Here is a 26,695-nt window from a genome sequence, read left to right on the forward strand (position 1 = left end):
AACAATAATGGCCTGCTTATTTTTTTGGAGACACCTCATGCACCGTCCTTCGATTTCCCGCCTGCTGGCGGTTTGTCTGGCCATGGCGGCCACTGGCCTGGCGCAAGCGGCCGCCACCACCGCTGAAGCGGAACTGAAACCGACCCAGGGCAACAACGTCAGCGGCACCGTGCGCTTTGCGCAGCAGGATGGCAAGCTGACCATCGACGCCGACGTCAAGGGCCTGACCCCGGGCGTGCACGGTTTCCACCTGCACGAGAAGGGCGATTGCAGCGCGCCGGACGGCACCAGCGCCGGCGGCCATTTCAACCCGGGCAGCCAGCAGCACGGCGATCCGGCCCACGCCATGCATCACGGCGGCGACTTCGGCAACCTCACGGCGGACGCCAGCGGCAACGCCAAGCTGCACCTGGTGGTGCCAACCAGCCAGATCTCGCTGGACGCGGGCGCGGCCGGCAATGTGGTGGGCCGTGGCCTCATCGTGCACGCGGATGCCGACGATTTCATGACCCAGCCAACCGGCAACTCCGGCAAGCGCCTCGCCTGCGGCGTGGTCGCTGCCAAGTAAGCCCCGCTTAAAACTCCTGCACCGTCGGGCGCAGCACGATTTCGTTGATATCGACGTCGGCTGGCTGCTCGATGGCGTAGGCGATCGCGCGCGCCACCGAATCCGCCGGGATCGCCAGTTTGTAGAACTCGTTGACGAACTGCGCGCTTTGCTGGTGCGAGCTGCCCAGCTTGAGCTCCGTGTCCACCGCGCCCGGTTCGATGGTGGTGGTGCGGATGCTGCCGCCCACCTCATGGCGCAGCCCCTCCGAAATCGCCCGCACCGCAAACTTGGTGCCGCTGTACACGGTGCCGCCCGGGCTGAATACTTTCAGGCCCGCCACCGAGGCGACGTTGATGAAATGGCCGCTGTTCTGCTTGCGGAACTGCGGCAGCGCGGCGGCAATCCCGTACAGCACGCCTTTGACGTTGATGTCGATCATGCGGTCCCACTCCTCCACCTTGACTTCGTCCAGCGGCGCAATCGCCATCAGGCCGGCGTTGTTGACCAGTACGTCGATACGGCCATATACGCTGACTGCCGTGTCGATCAGCGCCTGTACCTGCGCGCGGCTGGTGACGTCGGTGGCCACTACTTCCACCTTGCCGCCGGCGCTGCGGATGTCGGCGGCAATCTGTTCCAGCCGGTCGGTGCGGCGTGCCGCCAGTACCACGGCGGCGCCGCGCGCGGCCAGATGGCGCGCGGTCGCTTCGCCCAGACCGCTGCTGGCGCCGGTGATGACGACGACTTTGTTTTCGATGTTGTTCATGTGAGGCTCCTTGATGGTTGGTTGATGAGCCCAGTATAGGAAGTTCGATTATGGGAATAAATGGAAATGATATGATTTGAGAATTCCAATTTCAGGAATTCTTATATGCTCAATCGCTTGGAGATGTTGCGCATCTTTGTGGCTGCGGCGGAAGCGCGCAACTTCAAGGAGGCCGCCGCCCGGCTGGGGATCTCGCCGCAGGCGGTGACGCGCGCGGTGCAGGATCTGGAGGCGGCGCAGGGCGAGCTGCTATTCCACCGCAATACGCGCGGCGTGCAGATCACCACCTATGGCGAACATCTTGCCGCGCAGGCGCGCGACAGCGTGCAACGGCTCGATGCCTTGTTTCAGCCAGCAACGGAAGCGGCGCCGTCGCAGCCGGAAGGGCTGGTACGTTTGACGGCGCCGGTGGCGCTGGGCCGTCGCCTGATCTTGCCGGTGCTGCACCGCCTGGGCAATCAGCATCCGCTGCTGCGCTTTGACGTGCAGCTCAGCGACACGCATGCGGATGTCGTGGACGACCGCATCGATATCGGTGTGCGCTACGGCTCGCTGCATGACAGCCGCTACGTGGCGCGCCGCGTGGCGTCGCCGCCGTTCCGCACGGTGGGCACGCCGGAACTGGTGGCGCAATACGGCAAGCCGAAAACGCTGGAGCAGTTGCATGAGCTGCCGACGACCTCGCTGCGTGATCTGAGTACGGGCAGGCCATGGCCATGGTATTTTGCCGGCGGCCAGCACATCTCGCCGGTCAATCCACGCTTTTTGAGCAATGACTCGGAAGCGGAGTTTGAGGCCATCCTGGCGGGCCGCGGCTTCGGCCAGCTGCCGGGCTTCATGGCCGATGAACATATCGCCAGCGGCCGGCTGGTGCCGGTGCTGCAAAAACTGCAGCCCGACGCCTGGGACATCTACGTCTACCGCCCCCAGCGCGGCCCCGTGCCCGCGCGTATCCGGCTGGTGTTCGATGCGCTGGTGAGCAGCCTGGGTATGGGGTAGCTCGTACGCCTCCCTGTGGCGAGTCTTCTGTTTTTCCTTCTATTTTGTTCTGCTTTTTTCTGAAATCTTCTGCTTTGAACTTTTCAGGAGATTTCAGATCTAAATAGAGAAAAGCAGAAGGAGAAATCGAATGAAATCCACAATGACCCTGCAGGTAGACACCGATACCCTGCTGCAGCTGATCTCCGTCCTGAAAATACGCGGCGGCGCGCAGGACTTGTCGTCGGCGATCAATAGCGCCATCGTGCTTTGGCTGCGCGAGCAAAGCCAGCTCGCGGCCGGTTGTGATCCCGCCAGCGTCCGCGGCTACCAGTGGAAATCGCTCTTTCTGCCCGAAGGAACCGAGCTGCGCTCCTGGAGCTATGGCGAGCACAATTACGCACGCGTGGTCGGCGATGAAATCATCCACCGGGGCAAAGCGGTAACGCCCAACCAGTTTGCGCAGTCGTTTGCGCGCAGCATGCGCAACGCCTGGGTGGATCTGTCGGTGCGCCGTCCCGAGGACAAGCAGTTCAGGATGGCGCGCCTGCTGCGCCAGGAGCTGGCCAGCCAGCCAGCGCCTGTGCCGGAGCGGCCGGCAGCACCGCGCAATGTGACGCCCGGCGCAGAATGGAGCTTGCCTGAGCGCCGGAAATTCCGCTTCCGCCTTGAAGACGTCGTGTTTGATTAAGCCGCCTTGGCCCCGGCGTCGGCGCGGCCGCAGTAGCGTTCCACATAGGCCTGGTGCGTCGGCAGCTGCACCACGGTGCGGTCGATCCGGCCCTTGATGCCGCCGAGGAAAGCCTTGAGCTCTTCATCGGCCATCAGGTCCGCCGTCTGGTGGTGCGACTTCGGCATGATGCCCTGGCCCAGCATCACCTGTATCCACGAGTTTTCCGCAAACAGCTCGTTCGGGATGCGGAACACGCGGCCGGTTTCCTTGAACAGGTCAATGCGGTGCTTGAGCGACTCCGGAATGCGCATCTCGCGCGCATCGATCCAGAACTGCGCATCCGTACGGTTGTTGACGTGGTAGTGCAGGATGATGAAATCGCGGATGTGGTCGATCTCGCGGTTGCACTGGGCGTTGTATTCGTCGATATCGGCCTGCTGGATGCCATCCGACGGGAACGACTGCATCAGGCGGATCACGCTGCGCTGGATCAGGTGGATGCTGGTCGACTCGATCGGCTCCAGGAAGCCGCTGGACAGGCCGATCGCCACCACATTGCCTTTCCAGGTATTGCGGCGCTGACACGGCTTGAACTTGATCACGCGCGGTTCAATCAGCGTCTTGCCTTCCACATTGGCCAGCAGTTGTTTGTGCGCCGTCTCCTCGTCCAGATGGCGGCTGGAATACACAATCCCGTTGCCGACGCGGTGCTGCAGCGGAATGCGCCACTGCCAGCCGGCCTGATGCGCCATCGAGCGCGTCAGTGGCACGGCGTCGCCCACCGAGCTGGTCTGCACCGCAATCGCGCGGTCGCAGAACAGCCATTGCGACCAGTCTTCCACATCTTCCTGCATGGCGTCGCCAATCAGCAGCGCGCGGAAGCCGGTGCAGTCGATGAACAGGTCGCCCTCAATCACCTGTCCCGAGGCCAGCGTCACCGAGCGCACATCGCCGTTGTCATGCTTGGCGTAGCTGACGATTTTGCCTTCGATGCGCTGCACGCCGCGTGGTTCGCTGAGGCGGCGCAGGTACTTGGCGTAGCGGCTCGCATCCAGGTGGTAGGCGTAGTTCATGCCGTTGTTGGGCAGGTGGGCAAAGCGGTTTTCCAGCGAGGCCTTGAGCTCCAGGCAGTAGTCGCCATAGTCGCTGGCCACGCCGCGCTCCACGCCCTTGTGCCAGAAGTGCTGGAAGCCTGCGGTCCAGTGGTCGATGCCGGTGGTGCCGAACGAGTGGATATAGTCTTGCTTGACGTCGCGCCAGCTTTCAAAGCTGATGCCCAGCTTGAAGGTGGCCTGGGTTTCGGCCATGAATTCCTGCTCGTTGATCTCCAGCACATTGTGGAAGTTCATGAGCGTCGGGATGGTGGCCTCGCCCACGCCCACCGTGCCGATTTCTTCCGACTCGATGAGTTTGATGTCGAGCAGCTTGCCCAGCACCTTGGAGATGCCAGCCGCCGCCATCCAGCCGGCCGTGCCGCCGCCGCAGATCACGACGCGCCGTACCGGCTGGCGATTGTTAGTGTCACGCATGGTTGTCTCCTTTAGCGGTTCAGTCTTTTGAGTAATTGCGTACGCAGGGCGCGGGCGCCGTCTTCCGTGAGCGGCGCCAGTGCGCCGCGTGCATTGGGCGGTATGTGGGCGGCCGTGTGTTCATCGGCTTCAAAGATGTAGTGACGGAAGATCTCCTGCCACGCCTTGCGCTGGGCCGGCGGCAAATCGCGCATGGTCAGGAACGCCGCCATCAATGCATTGGTCGGCGTGTCCATGAAGTCGGGCGACTGCCGCCACCAGTAGTTGATGAGCACATTGAACGGATCGAGTGCTTCAATGTGGTGCCACCACATGCTGGGGATGAACAGTGCGTCGCCCGGTCCCAGCTCGGCGGTCTGCGCATGCTTGAGCGCCTCGGCAAAGCGGGGGAATTGGTCGAAGTCGGGATCCAGGAAATCCACCAGGCTGATGGCCTGGCCGGCCGGCGTGAAGTCCACCGGCCCCACGTACAGATTGGCCAGCTGCTCGGGCGGGAACAGCGTAAAGCGCCGGTGGCCGGCCGCCACCACCGCCACATTGTCCGGCAGGTCGTAGTGGGCGGCGATGCGCGTGCGGTTGCCGATCCAGATGCTGGCCAGCGCGTCGCGCCGCCCCAGGTCGAGGTCATTGAACTGGCGGAAGCCGGGCAGGCAGGTGTCGATGGTGGTCGAGCCGACGTAGATGGTCGGCGCCGGGTGCATGGCGCTTTTGGCTTCGATCTCGTCCAGCACCCCGGTCAGCTTGGCGTGCACGGGCTGGAAGTTAAAGCCGCTCAAGTCGCTGTTGTAGAAGAAGCGGCCGGCCGCTTCCGGTCCGCCCAGCATGGCGCCGATGGTGGCGCCCTGGTAGTAGCGGCGCAGGTAGTCGCTGCCGGCGCGGTCGGATTCGCGCGCCGCGCGCACCATGGGCCAGCTCGACGCCAGTCCGCGCAGTACCAGCGGCGCGGTGGCGCTCAGGATGGCGTCAGTCAGGTCGGTCGGACCGAGGCCGCTGACTTCGCGGATGGCCTCAGTCATGGCGCGTGGCGTTCTTGCGGTCGATCAGCATGCGGAAGTTGGACAGCGATGCGATCACCAGGTAAATCGCCTGCAGGTGGCCGGCCTGGTGCAGCTTGACGATGGCTTCGCCGCTGAGCGCCTGCAGGCGGTCTTCGTTGATGGTGTAGAAGCCGACCAGGCGGTTCTGCGAACCGTCGTTGAGTTCCACGTCCAGCACAAAGCTTTCCAGCAGCGCGTGTTCGAGCAGCGCGGCAACCAGGCCCGGCGTGCCTTGCAGGCCGTGGTGGATGGCCAGCAGCATCGAGTTGGCCTGCTCCAGGAACTCGGTGCTGCCGCCGTGCGGCTTGAATACTTCGACGCCCTCGCTGCGGCTCACGCGCGGGTGCTCGAGATCGACATTCACCATGAGCTCTTCGCCGCTGACGCCGATCAGGAACGGCTGGCGGTCGTGCAGCAGCGGGATGTAGGGCGCGTCCCAGCGCTCGCCGCGCAGGAACAGGTTCTCGCCGTCCTCAAAGCCGAACAGCGCGATCGGCTCGAAGCCCAGGCCATCGGTGGTCTTGCGGAAGACGATGGGATAGCAGGCCTGGACGTCGCGGAATTCGGACGGGAAGGTCGGCACCGACATGAGCTGGTCGCCCAGCGCGGCGCCACGGCGGGTGATCACGCGCAGCTCGCGGTGTTCGAGGTTGTTGAGCAAAACTGGATGGGCCATGGGGTCTCTCGTTCTAGATTTTTTGCAAGCCGTGACGCTTGATGTGGTGGATCAGGGCGCGGTTGTCCGGCAGCGCGCCCAGCATTTTGCGCGCCAGACTGGCCGCTTCATGGAAATAGCCGTCCGCCATGGCCGCTTCCTGCGGTTTGGGCGCGCGGCTGAAATCGCTGCGGAAACCCATGCCGTACAGGATGTACTGGTAGCTGGCGGACGGGAACACTTCTTCGATGCGGTAGAAATCGCTGCGCGACGGCGCCCGGTGCTGCCACAGCGTCAGCAGCTCCTGCAGGCGCTCGGGCACCTTGGCCGGATCCGTGTTGTCGCGCCAGTAGGCGGTGTCGCGCCGCTGGCTCAGCACGTAATGCAGCTTGAGGAAGTCAATCACGCGTTCCCAGCGGTAGGTGAACGCCTCGTTGAAACGCTTGGCGACGATGTCCATGGCCGCGCGCGTGGCCGGCAGTTCTTCGCTGACCATGGCGGCCGACATCTCGACGATGGCCAGCGCCGACGCTTCCAGCGGCTCGATGAAGCCGGCCGACAGGCCGATCGCCACGCAGTTGCGGTGCCAGAATTTCTCCCGGTAGCCAGGGGTGAAACGCAGCTTGCGCGGCGTCGCAATGTCGGTCTGGCCGCTGGTGCGCGCGATGTAGGCGCGCAGCTCCGCCTCGGCCTGGTCGTCGCTGATGTAGCGGCTCGCATACACATGGCCGACACCGCGCCGGGTCGGCAGGCCGATGTCCCAGATCCAGCCGGCGCTTTGCGCGGTGGAGCAGGTGTGCGAGGCGATCGGATCATCGTCGGCCGGGTAGGGCACTTGCACCGCCAGTGCGGCGTCGTTGTACAGCACATGCTGCTGCGGGACCAGCGGCACGCCATAGTGCTGGCCCAGCAGCAGCGACTGCATGCCGGTGCAATCGATGAACAGCTCGGCCTCGATGGCGCCATGCTGCTGCGTGCGCAGCGCGGCAATGTCGCCGTTGTCATGCGACACCACGCTCAGCACATGGTCGGCGACGTAGTGCACGCCGAGCTTTTCCTGGCAGTGCTGGCGCAGGAACAGGCCGAACTTGCCGGCATCGAGGTGGTAGCCGTAGTTGGCCACGGCCGCATACTCGGGCGTCACCACCTGCTTGGGGGCGCGGCCCTGCACGCACAGCAGCGGCTGATAGCTGACCAGGTCGGCAAACGCGCGCTGCGGGTGCTGCGCCTGCCATTGCGCCGGCAAGTCCACTTCGCCATAGCCCTGCGGCAGCGAGAACGGATGGAAGTAGCTGTCGTCCGCGCTGCCATCCACCCAGCCGTTGAAGCGCGAGCCCTGCTTGAAGGCGGCGTCGCAAGCGCGGAACAAATCGGATTCGGCCACGCCGATGCGGCGCAGCGTATCGCGCATGCTGGGCCAGGTGCCTTCGCCGACGCCGATCGGCGCCACGTCCGGCGATTCGATCAGCGTGATGTGCAGCGCGGCGGGCGCGGCGCGGTGCTCTGCCGCGATCAGGCCGGCGGTCAGCCAGCCGGCGGAACCACCGCCTACGATCACGATACGTCTCAGCATACAGTCCCTTATTACGTAATGGCGTACGAAAATTCTAACCGAAAAAAGGCCGCTGTCCTCACAGCGGCCTCGCAGTCGCGTCGCTACAACGCTTAGAACTTGTAGCGCGCGCCGATCATGTAACGCGGCCCCCCTTGCGTCACCGATTCCAGCTGCTGCTGGGTGCGGCTATGCACGCGCTGGATCTGGTTGGTCACGTTGATGCCTTCCAGCTGGAAGCTCAGCTTCTCGTTGTAGGCATAGGTCAGGCTCACGTCCACCTGGCCATACGGTTCCACATATTGCGGGTTCGGTCCCGAACCGTCAAACGTCGACGACAGGAACTGGCCGCGCCAGTTGTAGGCCAGACGGCCGGTCCACTTCTTGTCCTCGTAGATGCCGATCACATTGTACGAGTTGGACAGGCCCACCAGCGCAAACTGCTCGCCCACCGCATTGTTGTCGTAACGCAGACCCGAGTGCACAAAGGTGTAGTTGGTCGACACGCCAAAGCCGCTTTCGCCGAACATGTGCTGCAGGTTGAGCTCGGCGCCGTTGAGGCTGGCCTTCTTCTGGTTGGAGAAGGAGGTGATCTGGAACTGCGCGACCGGATCGCTCGGCTGGCCGACGATGGTGCCGTTGACATCGCCGTTGACCCCTGGCGGCGTCACGCCTGGCGCGGTCGGGTGGTTCTTGAAGATGTAGTTACGGATGCAGGTGGTGTCGGTATTCGCGCAGGCGCTGGCAATCGCCTCGTTCCACAGCGCGCCGCCCACCGGCGTGTGCAGATTGAACGGCGTGGCAAACACGCGCGACTGGCCGGCGTAGTTCTCGAGGTTCTTCTTGAACAGGCCCAGCGACACGAAGTTCTGCTTGCCGTAGTACCACTCGTAGGACAGGTCGAAGTTTTTCGACTTGACCGGTTTCAGCGCCGGATTGCCGGCCGAACCGGTGCCGCCGTCGGTCCGCACCAGCGAGTTCAGCGTGGTGCCGCCCTGGATCTGGTCATAGCGCGGACGGCCAATCGTTTCGCCATAGCTGAAGCGCAGCTTCTGGTCCGAGGTCAGCTCGATGTCGGAGTCAAAGCTGGGCAGCAGGTTGTGGTAGCGGCCGGTCAGGGTAGTGAAGGTCGGATCGCCAAACGTGATCGGGAACTCGTTCTGCGACACCCAGCTGATCTTGGTGGCGGACGGCACCAGCGCGGTCGACACCACATCGGTCTTCTCGTAGCGCACGCCCACCGAGGTGTGGATCGGCAGCCTGGTATCCCAGTCGGTGTTGAACTGCAGGTACAGCGCCTTGGATTTCTCTTCGGTGCGCGCATCGTTGTCGAAGTAGTTCTTCGGCATGTACAGATTCGGCTGGCCGGACGCATTCGCCACCACCTGGCGCACCTGCGCGAAGTTGAAGGTGTAGAACTGGTTGAACAGGTTCGGATTGCCGCTGCCGTCGATCTTGTCGAAGTACTGGCGCAGCGTGTCAGGGTGCCACAGGCTGCTTGGGTAGTCGGAGGGCTTGGTGGCGCCGCCCCAGGTGTCGCGCTGGTTGTTGGAGAAGGCCGAGCGGTTGTCCACCTTGGTGTAGTTGAGGCCGAACTTGACTTCGGACGCTTCCAGCACTTTCCACGCGCCCTTGGCCTGCAGCTGCTCGACTTCGCCCTTCATATAGGAATTGGTGAATACCGAACCGGTGACCTGCTGCGGCTTGCCGACAAAGTCGGCGCCCTCGATGCTGAGGACCGGGAAGTCGTGGCTGAAGTCGGCCGTGGTGTTGCCGCGGCTGAAGCTGGCGGTGCCCAGCGTGTTGCTGGAACCGAACGGGCTGTCGGCGCCCGACACGGCGGTCGAGTGGTGGGCGTCGAGTTCCATGCGCAGCGTGCTCGATGGCTTCCACACGGCGTTAAAGCCCAGCGACTTGTTTTGCGTCTTGGTGGCAAAGTCGGCCGCGCCCATGGCGATGTCGCTGTTCGACACGAACTCCTTGTACACCAGCGGGCTCGAAGGCGAACCCGAGGTCCAGGCGCTGCTCGACGGACCAAAGTTGAACCAGGCCGAGATGTCGTTGCGCTTGGTCTGCAACTTGTTTTCCGAATAGGTGTAGTCGAGCGTGGTGACCAGCGTGTCGACCGGCTTGTACTGCAAGGTCAGCTGGGCATTGGTGCGCTGGCGTTTGACGCCGTTGAAGTTGTAGTTGAGGTTTTGCGGCACCGAGTACAGATTGCCGCCGGTCGGGCGGTTGGTGATGACGCACGCCGGGCAGTCGGTGCTCGGGCCTTGCGGGATCACGCCCCAGCTGTTTTCATCGCCGCGGAACGGGCCTTTCCAGCCATTCGACACGGCTGCATTGTTGAAGCCCAGGTTGCGTTCCTGGTAGCTGCCGGTCAGCGCCACGCCCAAGGTGTTGTTGGCAAAGGTGTTGGAGTAGATGCCCGACACTTCCGGCGTCAGCGAGCGGTTGGCCTGGATGTCGTGCGGCAGCTTGTCATTGGAGGTGTCATACACGCCCTTGGCGCCAATGCTGGCGTGCAGGCCCGGACGGTCGAACGGCCGCGCGGTCATGACATTGAGCGTGGCGCCGATGCCGCCGGTCGGGGTTTCCGCGCGGCTGGTCTTGTACACCTGGATCTGCGAGATCGCTTCCGACGCCAGGTTGGCGAAGTCGAAGGCGCGGCCGTTGAGGTCGCCCAGATTGGAGGTCGGCATCTGGCGGCCGTTGAGCAGCACCATGTTGAAGTCGGGGCCGACGCCGCGCACGGTGATCTTCTGGCCCTCGCCGATGTTGCGGTCGATCGACACGCCGGAAATGCGCTGCAGCGATTCGGCCAGGTTGGTGTCCGGGAATTTACCGATGTCTTCCGCCACAATGCCGTCGACGATGCCGTCGGAATTGCGTTTCAAATTCATCGACGAGAACAGCGATGCGCGCAGGCCAGTCACTACCACGCTCTGGACCTCCGCTGGCGCGTCGGCCGCCTTGGCCGGCGCCTCCTGCGCGTACGCCTGCGCGGCCGCAGCCGCGCAGGCGCTGGCTACCGCCAGACTCATCAGTGATTGCCGTGCTTTAGGATAATGCATGTTATCTCCTGTTTTTATATGAACAACTCCGCCTGCCTACTCTGCAAGGCTTGGAAAGCTTTCCAATCCTGTGATGAATATAGCATCGATCAAAAATCAAAGTCAATTCGCAGCGCAGCAGATTGCTAGTAAACCGCTAGCCAGGGGCGCCAAGTGAGGCAAATTGGCAACGTTTCCAATCGATTTCCACCAGCGCCGGGCGTTGACAGCGGCAGCGCGCGGGTGCGATCATCTGGTAACGTTTCCATGTGTGAGGCTTCCGGATGACACGACGCACCTGCTGGACCCTGGCAGCGTTGCTGCTGGCGCCAGCCGCGGCCACCGCCGCCGCCCCCTTTGTCTGGCCCCACGGCGTCCGCGCCGCAGTCAGCCTGGCCTACGACGACGCGCTCAAGTCGCAGCTCGACCAGGCCATCCCGACGCTGGACAAGTACGGCCTCAAAGGCAGTTTCTACCTGCAGCTGTCCAACCCGGCGGTCGACCAGCGCCTGGCCGACTGGCGCCGCGCGGCCGCCCACGGCCACGAGCTGGGCAACCACAGCCTGTTCCACCAGTGTGCGCGCAGCGCGCCCGGCCACGACTGGGTGCAGCCGCAGCGCGACCTCGACACCACCAGCGCCGCGCAGATGCAGGACCAGGTGCTGCTGGCCAACACCATGCTGTATGCCATTGACGGCCAGCGCGAGCGCACCTACACCGTGCCGTGCGGCGACGTGCTGGCGGCCGGCGTCAACTACCTGCCCGGCCTGCGTCAGGGCTTTGTCGCCATCAAGGTCGGCGGCGCCGCCGTCACCCCGGCGATGCAGACGCTGGACCCGTACGCCGTGGGCGTGTATGCGCCCGAAGGGCAGAGCGGGGCGCAGCTCATCGCGCTGGTGCAGCAGGCCGCCGCCCAGGGCACCATGGTCAACTTTACCTTCCACGGCGTCGGCGGCGACTATCTCACCACCAGCGCGCAAGCGCACGAAGAGCTGGTAAAGTACCTGGCGCAGCACCGCGACCTGTACTGGACTGACACCTTCCTCAACATCATGACTTACGTGAAAAGACAACACCGTGGCGACCATTAAAGACGTGGCCCGCCTGGCGGGCGTGGGACTGGGCACCGCCTCGCGCGTGGTCAGCGGCAAGGGCTCGGTCTCGCCGGCCACCTTGGCCAAGGTGCGCGCCGCGATTGACGAACTGGGCTTCCGGCCCTCGCACGCCGCGCGCACTCTGCTGTCCGGCAACAGCAAGATGATCGGCGTCTACATCCCTGTGCTGAGCGGCACCTTCTACACGCCGATTCTGCAGATCATCGACACCGAACTGCGCGCGGCCGGCCTGCACATGGTGGTGGCCTTCGGCGCCGGCCTGGGCGGCGCGCGCCAGCAGGCGATTGAAGGCGTGGCCTTCCTGGTCGAGCGCGGCTGCGACGGCCTGATCCTCATGACCAACGTGCTGCAGGAAGAAGACCTGAGCGCCATGGGACCGCGCCCCAAGCCCATGGTGGTGCTCAACCACCACTTCGACAGCATCGCCGCGCAATGCTTCACGGTCGACCACCAGGCGGGCGGCAAGATCGCCGCGCGCACCCTGCTGGACCACGGCCACCGCGACATCGCCATCGTGGCCGGTCCCGGCGGTCTGCCCGACAACGTGCTGCGCGTCACCGCGTTCAAGCAGGAGCTGGCCGCGGCCGGCGTCGATACCAGCGCCATGTGGATGGTGGAAAAAGACTTCTCGCCGGCGGGCGGCTGGTCGGCCGCCAAGGAACTGGTGGAATCGGGGCGCCGCTGCAGCGCCATGTTCTGCGCCAACGATGAAATGGCGGCCGGTGCATTGTCCTATTTCCAGGAAGCCGGCATCCGCGTGCCGCACGAGATTTCCGTGATCGGCTACGACGACACGCCCAGCGCCGAATTCTCCGCCCCGCGCCTGAGCACCGTCCACATGCCGTGGCGCGAAATGACGCAGAACGGCGTCAGCGACCTGCTCAACCGCTGCTACGACCTGCAGCGCCCCGTCACGCGCCGCTACCCCGTCACCATGACGCTGCGCGCCTCGCTGGCGCGGGTGAACCCGGACGGCCGCAGCGGTGGCAACCCGGCTGCAGAGGCCACGGCGCGGCGTTGATGGACTCGTCCACCATCGCCAGCGCAGTGCCGACGGTCAGCGTGTGCCTCGCGCGCCGCGCTGCCGGCCCGTGTAGGGCAGGGCAAACAGATACAGGCCCGACAGCAGCATCAGGAACAACGGCGGCAGTGGCGCGTAAGTGATCCACGGCGGCGGCTCGCCCGGCGCCGCGGCCCGCGCCACGAAGTTGGCGATCACCGTCAGCGTGAACAGCATCGACAGCCAGCGGTGGCTCTGGCGGATGGGGTGGGCCCAGCTCATTGCGTGTTGCTCCGCGCTGCCTCGATCATCTTCCAGCCATTGCCGGACGGGTCGCGGAAACCGGCATCGACCTTGCCGTAGCGCGCCACCGGCTCCTGCGTGAATTCGACGCCGGCCTTGCTCAGGCGCTCGTAGGCGGCGCGGCAATCATCAACCTGCAGCACCAGCGGCGGCATCGCCCCCTTGGCCACCAGCTCGTGCAGCGCCTGCGCGGTGGCGGCGTCATGCACGGGCGCGCCGGGACGGAACAGGCCCAGCTGGAACGATGGCTGTTCGGCCAGCTGTACCGTCAGCCAGCGGTAATCGCCGTTGCGCACATCGGTGTACACCACGAAACCAAGTTTCTCGTAAAACGCCAGCGCCTCATCCTGATCGCGCACATAGACACCAGCGACATCGACACGTTGATTCATATCCCCTCCGTTAAAGTGAGATCACAGTTTGCCAGTGGCTTTCTGGCGGCGCTTCTCCAAAACTGCGATATTGAGGTCAGGCCGCTCGGCGCCGCGCATCACGCATTCCGGGATATGGGCGGCCGCGTCCGGCGCCGGACGCGTCGTCACACGCAGCTCGCCAGGACTGGCGCCCGTGATATCGCGGAAAATGCGGCCGAACGTGCCCAGGCTGGTCCAGCCGGTTTGCAGGGCGATGTCGGTAATCGGCAGGTCGGTGTCACGCAGCAGCGCGCTGGCGCGCTCGATGCGGCGCGTGAGCAGATAGCGGTGCGGCGGCAGGCCGAACGCCTTCTTGAACTCGCGCGCAAAATAGGCCGGCGACACCGCGCTGACCTCGGCCAGGCGCCCGACCGGCCACTCCTCGTGGGGCGCGCGATCCATCCGGTCCTTCGCACGCAGCAGTCGCCGCAGCAGCAGAGGGCTCTGAGCCATCCCGTCCTCGCAAATCCGGCAAGCATAGCAAAAACGCCACCCGAGGGTGGCGTTTTTGCTATTTATTGTTGATGAACTGGCCGAGTGGCAGCGTCGCCATCGTGGCGTTTCCAGCTGTTGGGCGGGGCGGCTGGATTTTTCATTGTTTTCACTGTATATTTCGCTGTAATTCAATGAAAAGGGAAGATATGCCAGTACAATTTATTAACGATGCAGAAGGACGGCCATTATTCGTCGTCATCCCTTACGCTGAATATGCGCGTAGCAGCCTCTCTACTACAGAGTGCGAAATAGCTGCTTCGCCATCTTTGCTCAGTCCGGATGGACTGTTTATCCAATTGCCTCATGGCGGGCCGGGGGCGCAGATCGACTTGCGGCAGTTTGTGGATGCGTGGACGCGCCGTGGAACAATCTCGGTGCTCGCGGTCAGCAAGAGACGCCAAACCTATGCCAGTTTTGAAGGCGAAGCCCGGAATGGCCTTGACGCCATTGTGCGCCGTTGCTTCCTGCCGGATGACTCTCCCTACAAGAATACTATGCAAGCCACCACCGCTGTGGTCGACGCCTTCGTAGAAACAGGGATTTTCTCGCTGAGCATCGAGTCCATGCCCGGCTACTACCGTCCAGTACAGTGCATTCGAATCAATGAGGAAAATGCAGTGGCGTTTCTGCAGCAGCATGGCAGACCAACGCATCCGCTGGATGTGCATGACTTCGTGCTGCCATACTGATGCGCTAGCCGGTTGTGTTGGATGTTACCTCGGCGAGGGGCGCCGTCGTGCTTCGCATGAGGTTTTTTGAGCAGAAAGCAAAACGCCGATCTGCATGGATCGGCGTTTTGTTAAAGCTATTCTTGGTGGCCCGGGGCGGAATCGAACCACCGACACAAGGATTTTCAATCCTCTGCTCTACCAACTGAGCTACCAGGCCAAGGGCCGCAATTATAGCGGGCGGTTGCCGGATTTGGCAAGTCTCTGAATCCACTTTATTGACAGCCCTAGGGACCGGGTATAAATTTGGCCGTTTAGGCAATCTCATCCGGACAGGGGCGATATGAACAAGGCAACGTGGTGGTTGGCGGGTTTGGCGGTGGCAAGCGCTGCGCATGGCGCGGAATTGACGCCGGTGCAACAGCAGATGCGGTCCATCTACCAGGAACTGGTGGAGACCAATACCACCAACTCGATTGGCTCCTGCACGGTGGCGGCGCAAAAAATGGCCAAACGCCTCAAGGCGGGCGGTTTCAAGGACAGCGAACTGCAGGTCATCGTGCCGCCGGGTGGTCCGAAGAAAGGCAACCTGGTCGCGCGCCTGAAGGGCGACGGCAGCAAGAAGCCGCTGCTGCTGCTGGCCCACATCGACGTGGTGGAAGCCAACCGCGAGGACTGGGAGCGCGACCCGTTCAAGCTGGTCGAAGAAAACGGCATGTTCTACGCGCGCGGCGCCTCTGACGACAAGGCCATGGCGGCCTCCTTCGTCAACAATATGCTGCTGTACAAAAAAGAAAAGCTGCCGCTCAAGCGCGACATCATTCTGGCGCTGACTTGCGACGAAGAGATGGTGCCATCCAAATTTGATGGCGCCGAATACCTGGTCAACCATCACCGCGCGCTGATCGACGCCGAAATCGCCCTCAACGAAGGTGGCGGCGGCCTGCTGGACAAGGACGGCAAACCGGTACGCCATGGCATCCAGGCCGGCGAGAAGGTCTACCAGAGCTTCCAGCTGGAAGTCACCAATCCGGGCGGCCACAGCTCCGCGCCGCTCAAAGACAACGCGATTTATCACCTGGCCGATGGCCTGTCGCGCCTGGGACAGTTCGCCTTCCCGTTCAAGCTGTCGCCGGTGACGCGTGCATTCTACGAGCGCATGGCCAAGGTAGAAACCGGCCAGGTGGCGCAAGACATGCAAGCCATCCTGCAGGACCCGCCGGATCAGGCCGCGCTGGATCGCCTGTATGCGCTGAGCCCATCGCACAACTCCACCGTACGCACCACCTGCGTCGCCACCAAGGTGGATGCGGGACACGCCGACAATGCGCTGCCGCAGCGTGCGCGGGCCACCGTCAACTGCCGCATCCTGCCGGGCGAGCCGATCGCCGAGGTGCAGGCGACGCTGCAGCGCGTGGTAGCCGATGACAAAATCAAGATCACGCGCATTGGCGACGGTGTAGATGGCCCGATGCCGCCGATGACACCAACGCTGATGAAAGCGGTGGAAGCCATCAGCAATGACATGTGGCCGGGCGTGCCGGTGATTCCGACCATGTCGACCGGAGGTACCGATGGCCGCTTCCTCAACAACGCCGGCATCTGGACCTACGGCATCAGCGGCATGTTCCATGGTCCCGAAGGCAGCGGCGCCCACGGCTTGAACGAGCACATCCGCGTGAAGTCCCTGTACGACGGCCAGGAATACCTGTACCGCCTCGGCAAACGCCTCGCCACCGACCAATAAACAATCCGGGGTCAGTTCTTGCAATCCGACACGAGCTCTGCTGTAGTCACAACTACAGCAGAGCTCGTGTCGGATTGCAAGAACTGACCCCGGATTTTATTCAGGGACGATGATGCGCCAGCGCCAGGGTTTGAGGAAGGCGGGGCCTTCGTCGCCGGCCAGTCTGTATTTCTGTAGCTGGCCGGTAGTGTTGACGATCACGCGCACGTGGTTGGCGCCTTGCTGGCGCTTGAAGGCAAACAGTTTGTCGTTGCCGGTGTCGAGCAGCTGCACCGCGCCGCCGGCCGTGCCGTTCCACAGCGCCGGGTTCTGTTTCTTCAGCGCGTTGAGGCCGGCGAAGAACAGTTCCAGGTCGATGTTGTTCCACTCGATGGCGTCTTTTTCAAAGAACGCCAGCTTTTTGTCCAGCCGCGCTTCCTGGCCGTTGTAGGTCAGCGGGATGCCGGGCAGGGTGTAGCTCAGCACTGCCAGCGCGCCCCACGCGGGACCGTACAGTGCTTTGTCGGTGCCCTGCCAGGAGTTGATGTCGTGGTTGCTCGTGAACTGCAGGCGGTAGGCGTCGCGCGGGTAGGTTTTCGGCGGATTGCTGACATACGCGCGCAACTCGGCGGCGCCAGCTTCGCCCTTGCCGATCTTTTTCATGATGTCGTTGAGCGACCAGTCGTAGCTGGCGTCGAACGCGCGCTCGTGCAGGTCGGCGGCGTCGCTTTCTGCCAGCATGAACACGGGCTTGATCTTGTCCAGCTGCGCGCGGGCCTGGTCCCAGAATGCCGTCGGCACCATGCCTGCCACATCGGCGCGGAAGCCGTCCACACCGACGTCCTTGACCCAGAACGCCATGGCTGCCGTCATGGCGGGCCACAGGTCCTTGTTGCTGTAATCGAGGCCGATGACGTCGGTCCATTCCTCGGTCTCGCCCGCACCGTTCTTGAAGCTGACGGCGGCGATCTCGCCCTGGTCGTTCTTCTTGTACCACTCTGGATGCTGGCTTGCCCATGGATGGTCCCAGGCCGTGTGGTTGCCGACCCAGTCCAGGATCACGTGCATGCCCAGCGCGTGCGCCTGTTTGACCAGCTTGCGCGCATCATCGAGGCTGCCGAATTCCGGGTTGACGGCGCCGTAGTCTTTCACTGCGTAGTAGCTGCCCAGCGTGCCCTTGCGGTTTTTCTCGCCGATCGGGTGCAGCGGCATCAGCCAGATGATGTCGACTCCCATGGCTTTCAGGCGCGGCAGGCTGGCAGTGAAGGCGTTCAACGTGCCCTCCTTGCTGTACTGGCGCAGGTTGACTTCATACACGTTGGAACTGCGCGTCCACGCCGGATGTTTGGTCTCGGCGTGGGCGGCGGTGAACAAGGTCGCCAGTATCAGCGAGGCGGCAAGCTTTTTCATAACTCTCCTGTTGATTGTTTCAGGGTGCGTTCAAACAGCTGGTAGATGCGGCGGTATTCGTCGTACCACGCTTCCGGATGCACGAAGCCGTGGCGCTCCAGCGGATACGATGCCAGTTCCCAGTTGTCTTTTTTCAGCTCGATGAAGCGCTGGGCCATGCGCACCGAATCCTGGTAGAACACGTTGTCATCCACCATGCCGTGGGCGATCAGGATGTGGCCTTTGAGCTTGTCCGCATATTCAATCGGCGACGAGACTTTGTACGCTTCCGGGTCCAGCTCCGGCGAGTTCAGGATGTTGGCGGTGTATTCGTGGTTGTAGGTGGTCCAGTCGGTCACGGGACGCAGCGCCGCGCCAGCCTTGAACTGGTCCGGTGCGCGCAGCAGCGCCATGAAGGTCATGAAGCCGCCGTAGCTGCCGCCGTAGATGCCGACATTGGCGGCGTCGCCCTGGTGCTTGGCCACCATCCAGTTCAGGCCATCGACGTAGTCTTCCAGTTCCGGATGCCCCATCTGGCGGTAAATCGCGGTGCGCCAGTTGCGGCCATAGCCCAGCGAGGCGCGGTAGTCCATGTCCAGCACGATGTAGCCCTTCTGCACCAGCAGGTTGTGGAACATCTGCTCGCGGAAGTAGACCGGATAGCGCTTGGTCACGTTCTGCAGGTAGCCGGCGCCGTGCACGAACATCACGACCGGATATTTTTTACCCGCTTCCAGTGTGGCCGGGCGATACAGCTTGGCCCACACCGGATCGGCGCCGTGGGTCGATGGCACGGCGACGATTTCCGGCTGTATCCACTCGCGCGCCTTGAAGTCGGCGCTGCGGGTGTCGGTGAGCTGGGTGATGGCGCCGCCGCTGCTGCTGACGGTGCCGATCTGCGTCGGCATGTAGGCGGTGGAGTAGCGCACCAGCAGCTTGCGGCCGTCCGGCGACAGCGCGAAGCTTTCCACGCCGCCCAGCGCGGTCAGTTCTTTCAGCGCGCCGTCCTTGGTATTGGTGGAGCAGACTTCATACGTGCCTGGCAGTTTTGGGTTGCACATGAAGTAGGCGGTCTGGCCGTCCGACGACCAGGTGACGCTGGACTCTTCCCATTTGCCCGAGGTCAGCGCGCGCGCTTTGCCGTCGGCTGCCTGCAGATACAGGTGGGAGTAGCCGCTTTCTTCCGACTCGTACCACAGCGTGCTGTTGTCCGGCTGCCAGCCGAAGTCGTTGCCGCGGTTGTTGACCCAGGCGGCGTCGCTCAGGCGGTGCAGCGGTTTCAGTTTGGCGGCGGCCAGGTCGACGCCGGCGATCCAGCGGTCCTTGTTGTCGATGGCCTGGGCCATGACGGCGACGCGCTGGCCATTGGCGCTCCAGCGGATGGATTCTTCACGGCCTTCAAAACGCACGCCGCGATTGCCTTTCAGTGCATCGAGCTTTTGCGCGCTGCGCATGGCGGCCAGCGGGTCTTCCTTGATACCCGGCAGGTCGTCCAGCGACAGCTCGGTGACTTTGCGCGTGGCCACTTCCACCAGTTTCAGTTCATGCTTGAGCGGACCAGCTTCGCTCACGCGTTTGCGTTCGTCGTCGGTTTCTTCGTAGCCCGATTCGGTCACGTAGCGCGGCATTTTGCCGATGCGGCGCTTGTCGCCATCCTTGGTGGCCGTGACCACCAGCAGGTAGCGGCCGTCCGGCGACAGCGAGCTGGTTTCGATGGTGACCTTGTCGCCCAGGTAGACCGGCAGTGGCGCGCGGGTGGCGTCGGCGGCGCGTTCGGCGTTGCGCTGGTCGCGCGTTTCATCCTTTTCCTGCTTGATGCGGGCCAGCGTGGACATCAGGCGCAGTTGCATGTCGCGGCGGAAGTCGGCGTCCGGCGCGGCATCGGGATCTTTGGCGGTGCGCAGCAGGGCCACGGGCGAGACCAGGCGCTCGGCGCGGCTCCAGCTGAACCAGTCGCTGCCGACGCGGAACTGCACGTGGTTACCGTCGGCCGCGTATTGGGCGTCGGCAGCGGCCGTGGTGCCGCGCACGATTTGCGTCAGGACGCCGGTTTTCAGGTCGCGTTCAAACAGGTCGCCGTTGCGCAGCAGGATGGCGCGCGTGCGTTCGCGGTTGTAGACCGGATCGGCGCTATCGAGGTTGGCCAGCTGCTTGTCGTCCACCTGCCTGGCGGCGGCGCCGGCGATCTGCCAGGTGTCGCGCACGGCGGAACCGCTGCGTTTCTGCTTGAAGTAGATCTGGCGGCTGTCCCAGCCCCACCATGCGGATTCCACGGGGTTGCCGATCCAGTCCGGATTGGCCATGGCCTGGTCGAGGGTGATGGGCGTTGGTGCGGCGTTGGCGACGCTGGCCGCGATGGCGGTCGCTAGGAATGGCAATACAAAACGCATCGGTAGTTTCGCTTGTAGATGGAGTGAACGGGAGCGCCGGATCGCGGCACGTCCCAGATTCTAGCCCAAGCTTTAACTACGAGCCATCTTGTCGGTTTGGCCATGGCCGGCGCTCGGGCCGCCACGTCGTGGCGCGCGCCGCAGTGCCCACAGCAGGATGGCGCCCGCCGCCAGGTACAGCACGATCAGCGTGGCCAGCATGGCAGCGCTGTCGCCCCAGCGCAGCATGCGTTCGCTGAGTGCCGGTCCGACGGCGCCGCCCAGCAAGCCAACGCTGCCCACCAGCGCGATGCCGGTGGCCGCGCGCTGGCGATTCAGCATGCCGGTGAGGATGGCGATCAGCAGCGGCGACGCGGAGGCGATGCCCAGCGACGCCAGCGTCAGGCCGGCCAGCGACCAGGTGAGGCCATTGTCTGCGGCGATGGCCATGCCCAGTCCTCCGGCGGCCAGCACCATGCAGGCGATGAAGTGGCCGCGCCGCTCGCGCCGGCGGTCCGAGTCGTAGCCGATGAGGACCATGCCGACGACGCCGGCCAGATTCGGAATCGCGGCCAGCAGGCCAAGCTGCATATGGCTGCCCGCGCCCCAGCGCTGCAGCAGCGTCGGTGACCAGAACACCAGCGCGTAGCTGGCCGCCATCAGCAGCAGGTTGGCCACGGCCAGCAGGGCGATGGACGGCTCGCGTAGCAGCGACCAGATGGTGCTGGCGGCGGATGGCGCTTCGGCAGGCTGCTGATGGTGCTGCAGCGCCGCAGCGTCATTGAGTGCTTCCTCATCGCGTTCCAGGTCCTGTTCTATCATCTGCTGTTCAAAGCAGGACAGCCAGGGCGCATCTTCCGGCTTGTCGTCCAGGTAGAAGTAGGCGACCACGCCCAGCAGCACCGCCGGCAGCCCTTGCATCAGCAGCAGCCATTGCCAGCCATCCAGCGGTCCCAGGCCGCGCATGTACTGCAGCGTGGCGCCGCACAGCGGGCCGGCGACGACGCCAGCCAGCAGCGCCGCCGACGCAAACACCGCAATCACGCGCGCGCGCCGCGCCGAGGGATACCAGTAGGTCAGATACAGGATCACGCCGGGGAAGAAGCCCGCTTCAAACACGCCCAGTAAAAAGCGGATGATGTAGAACTCGACCGGTTCGCGCACGAAGGCGCTGGCGGCGGCGGTCACGCCCCAGCACAGCATGATCCGCAACAGGGTTTTGCGGGCGCCGATTTTTACCAGCAGCAGATTGCTGGGCAGCTCGAACAGGCAGTAGCCGATGAAGAACAGGCCGACGCCCCAGGCGTACACCTGTTCGCTGAAATCCAGGCTGGCGCCCATTTGCAGCTTGGCGTAGCTGACGTTGACGCGGTCCAGGTAGGCCACGCCGTAGCACAGCATGAGCAGCGGCAGCAGCCGCCAGCTGACTTTACGATAGATGGCGTCCATGCCGGCGGCGCCACGCAGATGAATGATCTTGGCGCCATGGTTCATGATGCGAGGGCCCTTTGTGCTATTTGTGTCACGGTGGCGAGATCGGTCTGCATATTGGCGATATTAGCTGCACGATATTGCATAAGCAAGCTTTAGAATCGTGCGCAATCTTTCAAAACAACAGTGCCAAAATCGGGTCCGCGTGATGCTGCATTGCGCACCAATCTGGCGCACTCTGACAGGTAAACAGGCTAACTATGATCAAACGTATCGGATGGACAGTGGTGTTGATGGCGGCCGTGCTGGTGGCGGTGGTGGCGTGGCATACCTGGCGCCTGCCGTCGCGCCAGATCGATGTGAAACCAGTTGCATCCCTGGCGCTGGAACGCGACGCGGTGGCGGCGCGGCTGGCCGGGGCGCTGAAATTCCGCACCATTTCCGAAGGCACGGCCGGCGATCCGCACGCGGAAGAATTCGAGCGCCTGCAGGCCTACCTGGCGCAAGCCTTCCCACGCTTGCATGCGACGCTGAAGCGTGAGCTGATCGGCCACAGCATGCTGTTCACCTGGCAGGGCAGCGACGCGGCGGCCCGGCCGATGCTGTGGGCGGCGCACCAGGATGTGGTGCCGATCGCGCCCGGCACCGAGAGCAGCTGGCAGCAGCCGCCGTTCGATGGCGTGGTCAAGGACGGTTTTGTCTGGGGCCGTGGTTCATGGGATGACAAGGGCAGCCTGGTGGCGCAGATGGAAGCCATTGAAACGCTGCTGGCCGCGGGCTATCAGCCGCGCGTCACCCTGTACCTGGCCTATGGCGCCGATGAGGAAATGGGCGGCGGCCAGGGCGCGGTGGAAATCGCCAAGCTGCTCAAGTCGCGCGGCGTGCATCTGGACTATGTGCTGGACGAGGGCATGCTGGTCACGGAGGGCATCATGAGCGGCATCAGCAAACCGGTGGCGCTGATTGGCGTCGCCGAGAAAGGCTATGCCAGCGTCAATCTGGCGGTCAGCATGGCGCCGGGCCACTCGTCGATGCCGCCGCAGAAAACCGCGATCGGCATGATGAGCGCGGCCCTGGCGGAGCTGGAGCGCAACCAGATGCCGGCCGAGATGACCGGCGTGGCGCGCGAGATGTTCGACACCATCGCGCCGGAAATGCAGGGCATGAACCGCGTGGTGCTGTCCAATCTGTGGCTGTTTGCGCCGGTAGTGCGCAAGCAGCTGGAACAATCGCCGGGCACCAATGCCGTCATGCGTACCACCACCGCGCTGACGGTGGTGCATGCCGGCAACAAGGACAATGTGCTGCCGGGCCGCGCCGATGCGGTGGTGAATTTCCGCGTGCGTCCCGGCGATACGGTGGGCGGCGTCATGGAGCATGTGCGTCAGACCGTCGACAACGAGGCGGTGCATGCCACGCTGGATGGCGGTTCGTCGGAGCCGTCGCCGGTGTCGCCCGTGAATTCGGCGCAGTATGCGCTGATTAACCGCACCATCCGCGAGGTGTTCAGCGATGCGGTAGTGGCGCCCGGCGTGGTGATCGGCGCCACTGATGCGCGCCATTACAAGGACGTGAGCGAGCATGTGTACCGCTTCTCGCCGGTACGCGCGGGCAAGGACGATCTGCCGCGTTTCCACGGCACCAACGAACGCCTTGGCGTGGACAACTACCTGGAAGCAGTGCGCTTTTACGTGCAGCTGGCTAAAAACGGCAGCGCGCCGAATCAGACCGGCGTCGCGCCATAGCCCATGTGGCCCTGGCGCGGCCGCAGTTCCGGCCGGGATGCCGCGTCGTCGTCATCCTGCGCCAGGAATTTGCTGCCGATCTCAAACCACTCTTCGCTGGAGATGACTTTCTGCGCCAGCGGCAGCAGTTCCTGCTCCTCCTTGTCGAGCCGTTTCAGCAGGTTCTGGCAATACAGGTCCACGGTCTTGCACAGGAACTTGCCTTGCGACGCGCTGCGGCGGGCGGCGCGGCGCAGGCAGCGGTAGACCGCGTTGAGCATGGCGCTACCGCGGCTGCTCAGGCACTCGAGGTCGTTCATGAGGGCGGTGCAATTGGAGTCGGCCGCACGCACGGCCGGCATCAGGCAGGCTTCCACCTTGCGCTGGTGGCGCGCTTCGGCAAAGCTGGCTAATTGTTTGAGCTGGGATTCAATGAACACAGGATCAATTTCCTGCGGACGGCGCGCAATCGACTGCACGTATTGCAGCAGACGCGAAATGAAGTGGCGTTCTTTTTTTTGTTCGATAGAAAGTGTCAACAAGACATAGGTGGCAGTAAGCATAGCGTTTCCCGTATTTCGTGTGACTTCGGCTGCGCGGTGGTCGTCGCATAGGAGCCAACGCGGTCCGAGGTGAAGCTGCTACCTTAGCGCGCTCGGCAGGCTCATACAACACCGAGTTACAATTGTTCACAACTGGTTGTGAGGCAATACAAAGCGAAGCATTACCGGCGAGGAAAACGAATTGGGTACACGTCAAGCCGGCCCGCAACGTGTACTTTTTCACCTGGCTGAGTAAGCGATTATGCCTTTTTTCCTTGATTGAAAATACGCGATTTATTGCGTTTGCGAGAAAAAATTTCTATCGGCGACGGCGCAGGATAGCCACAGCATCAATACTGCGTTGCCGCAAGTTCGGGGTCAGTGCCGACATTCGGACATGAGCTCGTGTCCGAATGTCGGCACTGACCCCGAACTGGGTTATGCGGCGCGTGGTGCGCCCAGGTAGAGGCTGCGCGGTGCAGCAAAGCCGGCTTTGACCTGGCGCGAGGTGTCGTCGGTCAGCACTTCATCCTGATTGGCTTCGAGCGCGGTGACGATGGCGTGGGCGATGTCGGCTGGCGCGGATTTGGGCGCCTCGATGCCGGCCGTCATGTCGGTGTCCATATAGCCCATGTGGGCGCCCAGCACGTGGGTGTTTTGCGCCGCCAGCTCGCCGCGCAGGCCGTTGGTGAGCGCCCACGCCGCCGCCTTGGAGGCGCTGTAGGTGCCGGTGCTTGGCAGGCTGGCCCAGCTCAGCGCGGACAGGATGTTGATGATGGCGCCGCCGCCATTGCGGCCCAGTACGGGCGCAAACGCGTGGCTCAGCGCCAGCGGGGCGAAGAAGTTGACTTCCAGCTCGTTGCGGGCGGCGCTCAGCGCGTCTGCCGTGGTCACGCCGCTGCCAGTCGAGATGCCGGCGTTGTTAATCAGGATGTTCAGGTCGGGAATCGCCTGCACCGCGGCGGCAATGTCAGCGGCATTGGTGACGTCCAGCCGGATCGGCGTGACGCCGGCGATGTCCACCGTGGCCGGGTTGCGGGCAGCGGCGTACACCTTGCGCGCGCCGGCCGCGACTGCGGCCTGCGCCAGCGCTTTGCCCAAACCACGGTTGGCGCCAGTAATGAGGACGACGGCATTGTTCAAGTTCATGATGTTTCCTTTCAGAGTTAAGTAAAAACTACAATATGACCGGTCGTCTTAAAACGGCCGAAAAAAAATCCGGCGCAATAAATCAGCGTAACAAATGCTGTAATACCACTTGGGCGAAGCGTTCCAGCGGCGCAATGCTGTGGTCAGCCTTGGCGCGCAGCACGGCGCCTTGCCACGCATCCGTTACAAAGCCGGCCAGTGTGGCGGCCGGCAGGGTATTGCTGATGTTGCCGTCCTGCTGGCCCTGCGCAATCACGTCCGCCATCAGCGCGGTGGATGCAGCATAGTTTTCCTGCATGGCGGCACGCATGGCCGGGATCTGGTTGGACAGCTCGGCGCTGAAATTGCCCATCAGGCAGCCGAAGTTATAGTCGTTGACCGTGTTGGCAGCGATCATGCGGGCATAAAACTGCTGTATCCGTGCCAGCGGCGGCAGCGTACTGTCGCTCAGGATGGCGGCGATCTGGGCCGCACCTTCCACATAACGCTGCAATACTTCCAGCCCCAGCGCTTCCTTGCTGGTGAAGTGGTTGTAGAACGAGCCCTTCGGTACACCGGCAGCGTCGGTAATGTCCTGGACGCTGGTGGCGTTGAACCCTTTGCTGTGCAGCAGGTTCAAGCTGGTGCTGACGATTTGCTCTTTGACGTTTGCTTTAGCCATGACGTAAATATGACCGGTCGTCTTAATTAAGTCAAGAACTTTTTGCGGCAGCGCGATAAGATGGTTGTTATCAACTTTGAAAGGAGGTCTGCCGTGCGCCAACTGCCAACGCTGCTGATGTCGCTGCTGCTGGGTTTTCCGTTGTTGACCCAGGCTGCGCCGCTGGAAGTGAAAATGTGTATTTTCGATCATCCGTTCCCGCCGATGACCAATCCGGACGGCTCTGGCCAGGCGCAGGACGTGTTGCGCCGTGCATCGAAACTGCAACCGGTGGTGATTCAGAATATCGTGGCGCCGCGCTTCCAGTGCATGGAGCAGCTGCGTACCGGCCAGGTGGACGCCATGCTGGCCGCGTTCATTGAAGACCGTACCTCCTACAGTGCGTTTCCGATGAAGGGATCGCAGCCCGACGCCAGCCGCGCCGTGGGCGATATCAACTTTAGCGTGTCGCGTCGGCGCGGCGGCGGCGTCGACTGGGATGGCAAGCAGTTCATCAACCTGGGCCAGCAGCCGGTGGGCACGCAGCCGGGCTTGCTGCATGTGTCGCTGCTGCGCCAGCTCAATGTGGTGATCGACGACAGCGCCAGCAGTCCGGAACAGGCATTTGCCATGCTGGCGCAGAACCGCGTGGCGGCGGTGGTCACGCAGCAGGGCGAGGGCGAGCAGATCATCGCCCGCAAATACAAGGGCGAACTGGAGATGCTGCCCACACCGCTGATCGCCACGCCGATGTACCTGATCGTCAATAAAATCTTCTACAACAAGAACCAGGCCCAGATCGACAGCTACTGGGATGCGATACGCCAGGTCCGCAATGGCAGGTAGCAGAACGTAACAGACCTACGCCCTTGTTCCGCTCTCTTGGTATGATGCACGGCACCCGGCCACAAGCCGGTATTTTTCTAATAACATCGGAG

At 63.3% G+C, this 26,695-nt stretch carries 24 protein-coding genes and 1 tRNA gene; 9 read left to right on the forward strand and 16 right to left on the reverse strand.

Annotation, left to right across the window (positions count from 1 at the left end; genetic code table 11):
* The first annotated feature begins 37 nt into the window (after positions 1 to 37).
* Positions 38 to 568 carry a superoxide dismutase family protein gene (locus BUA36_RS19570; protein ID WP_072786996.1) on the forward strand — a complete coding sequence of 177 codons (531 nt, stop codon included), beginning with the start codon at positions 38 to 40 and terminating at the stop codon, positions 566 to 568.
* A 7-nt stretch (positions 569 to 575) separates the two neighbouring features.
* Here BUA36_RS19570 and BUA36_RS19575 read toward each other — a convergent pair whose 3' ends face one another.
* Positions 576 to 1,316 (reverse strand): SDR family oxidoreductase, encoded by a 741-nt coding sequence (locus BUA36_RS19575; protein ID WP_072786997.1) that lies wholly within the window; start codon positions 1,314 to 1,316, stop codon positions 576 to 578.
* A 105-nt stretch (positions 1,317 to 1,421) separates the two neighbouring features.
* Between BUA36_RS19575 and BUA36_RS19580 the strand changes: the two genes are divergently transcribed.
* Both BUA36_RS19580 and BUA36_RS19585 read left to right on the forward strand, forming a co-directional pair.
* Positions 1,422 to 2,315, forward strand: a complete 894-nt coding sequence (locus BUA36_RS19580) for a LysR family transcriptional regulator (protein ID WP_072786998.1) — start codon at positions 1,422 to 1,424, stop codon at positions 2,313 to 2,315.
* A 130-nt stretch (positions 2,316 to 2,445) separates the two neighbouring features.
* A complete protein-coding gene (locus BUA36_RS19585; protein WP_072786999.1) occupies positions 2,446 to 2,985 on the forward strand; it encodes a hypothetical protein in 540 nt (179 codons plus the stop codon).
* Here BUA36_RS19585 and BUA36_RS19590 read toward each other — a convergent pair.
* From BUA36_RS19590 to BUA36_RS19610, 5 genes are all read right to left on the reverse strand, one after another.
* Positions 2,982 to 4,496, reverse strand: coding sequence for a tryptophan halogenase family protein (locus tag BUA36_RS19590; protein WP_072787000.1), 1,515 nt, complete (start codon positions 4,494 to 4,496; stop codon positions 2,982 to 2,984). The genes BUA36_RS19585 and BUA36_RS19590 overlap by 4 nt on opposite strands.
* Positions 4,497 to 4,507: 11 nt before the next feature.
* On the reverse strand, positions 4,508 to 5,512 hold the full coding sequence (locus BUA36_RS19595) for a cupin-like domain-containing protein (RefSeq protein ID WP_072787001.1): 1,005 nt from the start codon (positions 5,510 to 5,512) through the stop codon (positions 4,508 to 4,510).
* The gene (locus BUA36_RS19600) at positions 5,505 to 6,209 is read right to left on the reverse strand and encodes a SapC family protein (protein ID WP_072787002.1); all 705 of its coding nucleotides are present in this window, start codon (positions 6,207 to 6,209) and stop codon (positions 5,505 to 5,507) included. The genes BUA36_RS19595 and BUA36_RS19600 overlap by 8 nt, the downstream gene beginning before the upstream one ends.
* A gap of 13 nt (positions 6,210 to 6,222) precedes the next feature.
* A complete protein-coding gene (locus BUA36_RS19605) occupies positions 6,223 to 7,761 on the reverse strand; it encodes a tryptophan halogenase family protein (RefSeq protein ID WP_072787003.1) in 1,539 nt (512 codons plus the stop codon).
* A 92-nt stretch (positions 7,762 to 7,853) separates the two neighbouring features.
* Positions 7,854 to 10,814 (reverse strand): TonB-dependent receptor, encoded by a 2,961-nt coding sequence (locus tag BUA36_RS19610; protein ID WP_072787004.1) that lies wholly within the window; start codon positions 10,812 to 10,814, stop codon positions 7,854 to 7,856.
* A 263-nt stretch (positions 10,815 to 11,077) separates the two neighbouring features.
* Between BUA36_RS19610 and BUA36_RS19615 the strand changes: the two genes are divergently transcribed.
* The gene (locus BUA36_RS19615) at positions 11,078 to 11,884 is read left to right on the forward strand and encodes a polysaccharide deacetylase family protein (protein WP_072787005.1); all 807 of its coding nucleotides are present in this window, start codon (positions 11,078 to 11,080) and stop codon (positions 11,882 to 11,884) included.
* Positions 11,871 to 12,929 (forward strand): LacI family DNA-binding transcriptional regulator, encoded by a 1,059-nt coding sequence (locus tag BUA36_RS19620; protein ID WP_072787006.1) that lies wholly within the window; start codon positions 11,871 to 11,873, stop codon positions 12,927 to 12,929. The genes BUA36_RS19615 and BUA36_RS19620 overlap by 14 nt, the downstream gene beginning before the upstream one ends.
* A 36-nt stretch (positions 12,930 to 12,965) precedes the next feature.
* On the opposite strand, the gene BUA36_RS19625 is transcribed toward BUA36_RS19620, so the two are convergent.
* The 3 genes from BUA36_RS19625 to BUA36_RS19635 are packed head-to-tail and all read right to left on the reverse strand — an operon-like array spanning position 12,966 to position 14,077.
* Entirely contained in the window at positions 12,966 to 13,190 is a 225-nt protein-coding gene (locus BUA36_RS19625; protein ID WP_072787007.1) for a hypothetical protein, read from the reverse strand.
* Positions 13,187 to 13,603 carry a VOC family protein gene (locus BUA36_RS19630; protein WP_072787008.1) on the reverse strand — a complete coding sequence of 139 codons (417 nt, stop codon included), beginning with the start codon at positions 13,601 to 13,603 and terminating at the stop codon, positions 13,187 to 13,189. Before BUA36_RS19630 ends, BUA36_RS19625 begins: the two co-directional genes overlap by 4 nt.
* 21 nt (positions 13,604 to 13,624) lie before the next feature.
* Positions 13,625 to 14,077 (reverse strand): helix-turn-helix transcriptional regulator, encoded by a 453-nt coding sequence (locus BUA36_RS19635; RefSeq protein WP_072787009.1) that lies wholly within the window; start codon positions 14,075 to 14,077, stop codon positions 13,625 to 13,627.
* A gap of 188 nt (positions 14,078 to 14,265) precedes the next feature.
* Here BUA36_RS19635 and BUA36_RS19640 point away from each other — a divergent pair, with 188 nt between their 5' ends.
* A complete protein-coding gene (locus tag BUA36_RS19640; protein WP_139260640.1) occupies positions 14,266 to 14,808 on the forward strand; it encodes a hypothetical protein in 543 nt (180 codons plus the stop codon).
* Between the two features lie 123 nt (positions 14,809 to 14,931).
* Here the strand turns inward: BUA36_RS19640 and BUA36_RS19645 are convergent.
* A tRNA-Phe gene (locus tag BUA36_RS19645) sits at positions 14,932 to 15,007 on the reverse strand.
* A 123-nt stretch (positions 15,008 to 15,130) separates the two neighbouring features.
* Here BUA36_RS19645 and BUA36_RS19650 point away from each other — a divergent pair.
* The gene (locus BUA36_RS19650; RefSeq protein ID WP_072787011.1) at positions 15,131 to 16,534 is read left to right on the forward strand and encodes a M20/M25/M40 family metallo-hydrolase; all 1,404 of its coding nucleotides are present in this window, start codon (positions 15,131 to 15,133) and stop codon (positions 16,532 to 16,534) included.
* A 96-nt stretch (positions 16,535 to 16,630) separates the two neighbouring features.
* Here BUA36_RS19650 and BUA36_RS19655 read toward each other — a convergent pair whose 3' ends face one another.
* The 3 genes from BUA36_RS19655 to BUA36_RS19665 form a co-directional block, all read right to left on the reverse strand.
* Positions 16,631 to 17,923 carry an alpha-amylase family glycosyl hydrolase gene (locus BUA36_RS19655; protein WP_072787012.1) on the reverse strand — a complete coding sequence of 431 codons (1,293 nt, stop codon included), beginning with the start codon at positions 17,921 to 17,923 and terminating at the stop codon, positions 16,631 to 16,633.
* A complete protein-coding gene (locus tag BUA36_RS19660; RefSeq protein WP_072787013.1) occupies positions 17,920 to 20,292 on the reverse strand; it encodes a S9 family peptidase in 2,373 nt (790 codons plus the stop codon). The genes BUA36_RS19655 and BUA36_RS19660 overlap by 4 nt, the downstream gene beginning before the upstream one ends.
* Before the next feature lie 72 nt (positions 20,293 to 20,364).
* Entirely contained in the window at positions 20,365 to 21,765 is a 1,401-nt protein-coding gene (locus tag BUA36_RS19665; protein ID WP_072787014.1) for an MFS transporter, read from the reverse strand.
* 197 nt (positions 21,766 to 21,962) lie between these two features.
* Between BUA36_RS19665 and BUA36_RS19670 the strand changes: the two genes are divergently transcribed.
* On the forward strand, positions 21,963 to 23,447 hold the full coding sequence (locus tag BUA36_RS19670; RefSeq protein ID WP_072787015.1) for a M20 family peptidase: 1,485 nt from the start codon (positions 21,963 to 21,965) through the stop codon (positions 23,445 to 23,447).
* Here the strand turns inward: BUA36_RS19670 and BUA36_RS19675 are convergent.
* From BUA36_RS19675 to BUA36_RS19685, 3 genes are all read right to left on the reverse strand, one after another.
* A complete protein-coding gene (locus BUA36_RS19675) occupies positions 23,426 to 23,989 on the reverse strand; it encodes a hypothetical protein (RefSeq protein WP_072787016.1) in 564 nt (187 codons plus the stop codon). The genes BUA36_RS19670 and BUA36_RS19675 overlap by 22 nt on opposite strands.
* 417 nt (positions 23,990 to 24,406) lie before the next feature.
* Complete coding sequence (locus BUA36_RS19680; RefSeq protein ID WP_072787017.1) at positions 24,407 to 25,117, reverse strand: SDR family oxidoreductase; 711 nt, start codon at positions 25,115 to 25,117, stop codon at positions 24,407 to 24,409.
* 82 nt (positions 25,118 to 25,199) lie between these two features.
* Positions 25,200 to 25,778: a TetR/AcrR family transcriptional regulator gene (locus BUA36_RS19685; RefSeq protein WP_072787018.1), complete on the reverse strand. Its 579-nt coding sequence runs from the start codon at positions 25,776 to 25,778 to the stop codon at positions 25,200 to 25,202.
* Positions 25,779 to 25,871: 93 nt separating this feature from the next.
* Between BUA36_RS19685 and BUA36_RS19690 the strand changes: the two genes are divergently transcribed.
* Positions 25,872 to 26,603, forward strand: a complete 732-nt coding sequence (locus tag BUA36_RS19690) for a substrate-binding periplasmic protein (protein ID WP_072787019.1) — start codon at positions 25,872 to 25,874, stop codon at positions 26,601 to 26,603.
* Positions 26,604 to 26,695: the final 92 nt, after the last annotated feature.

It is taken from the genome of Duganella sacchari (assembly GCF_900143065.1).
GTDB lineage: Bacteria > Pseudomonadota > Gammaproteobacteria > Burkholderiales > Burkholderiaceae_D > Rugamonas > Rugamonas sacchari.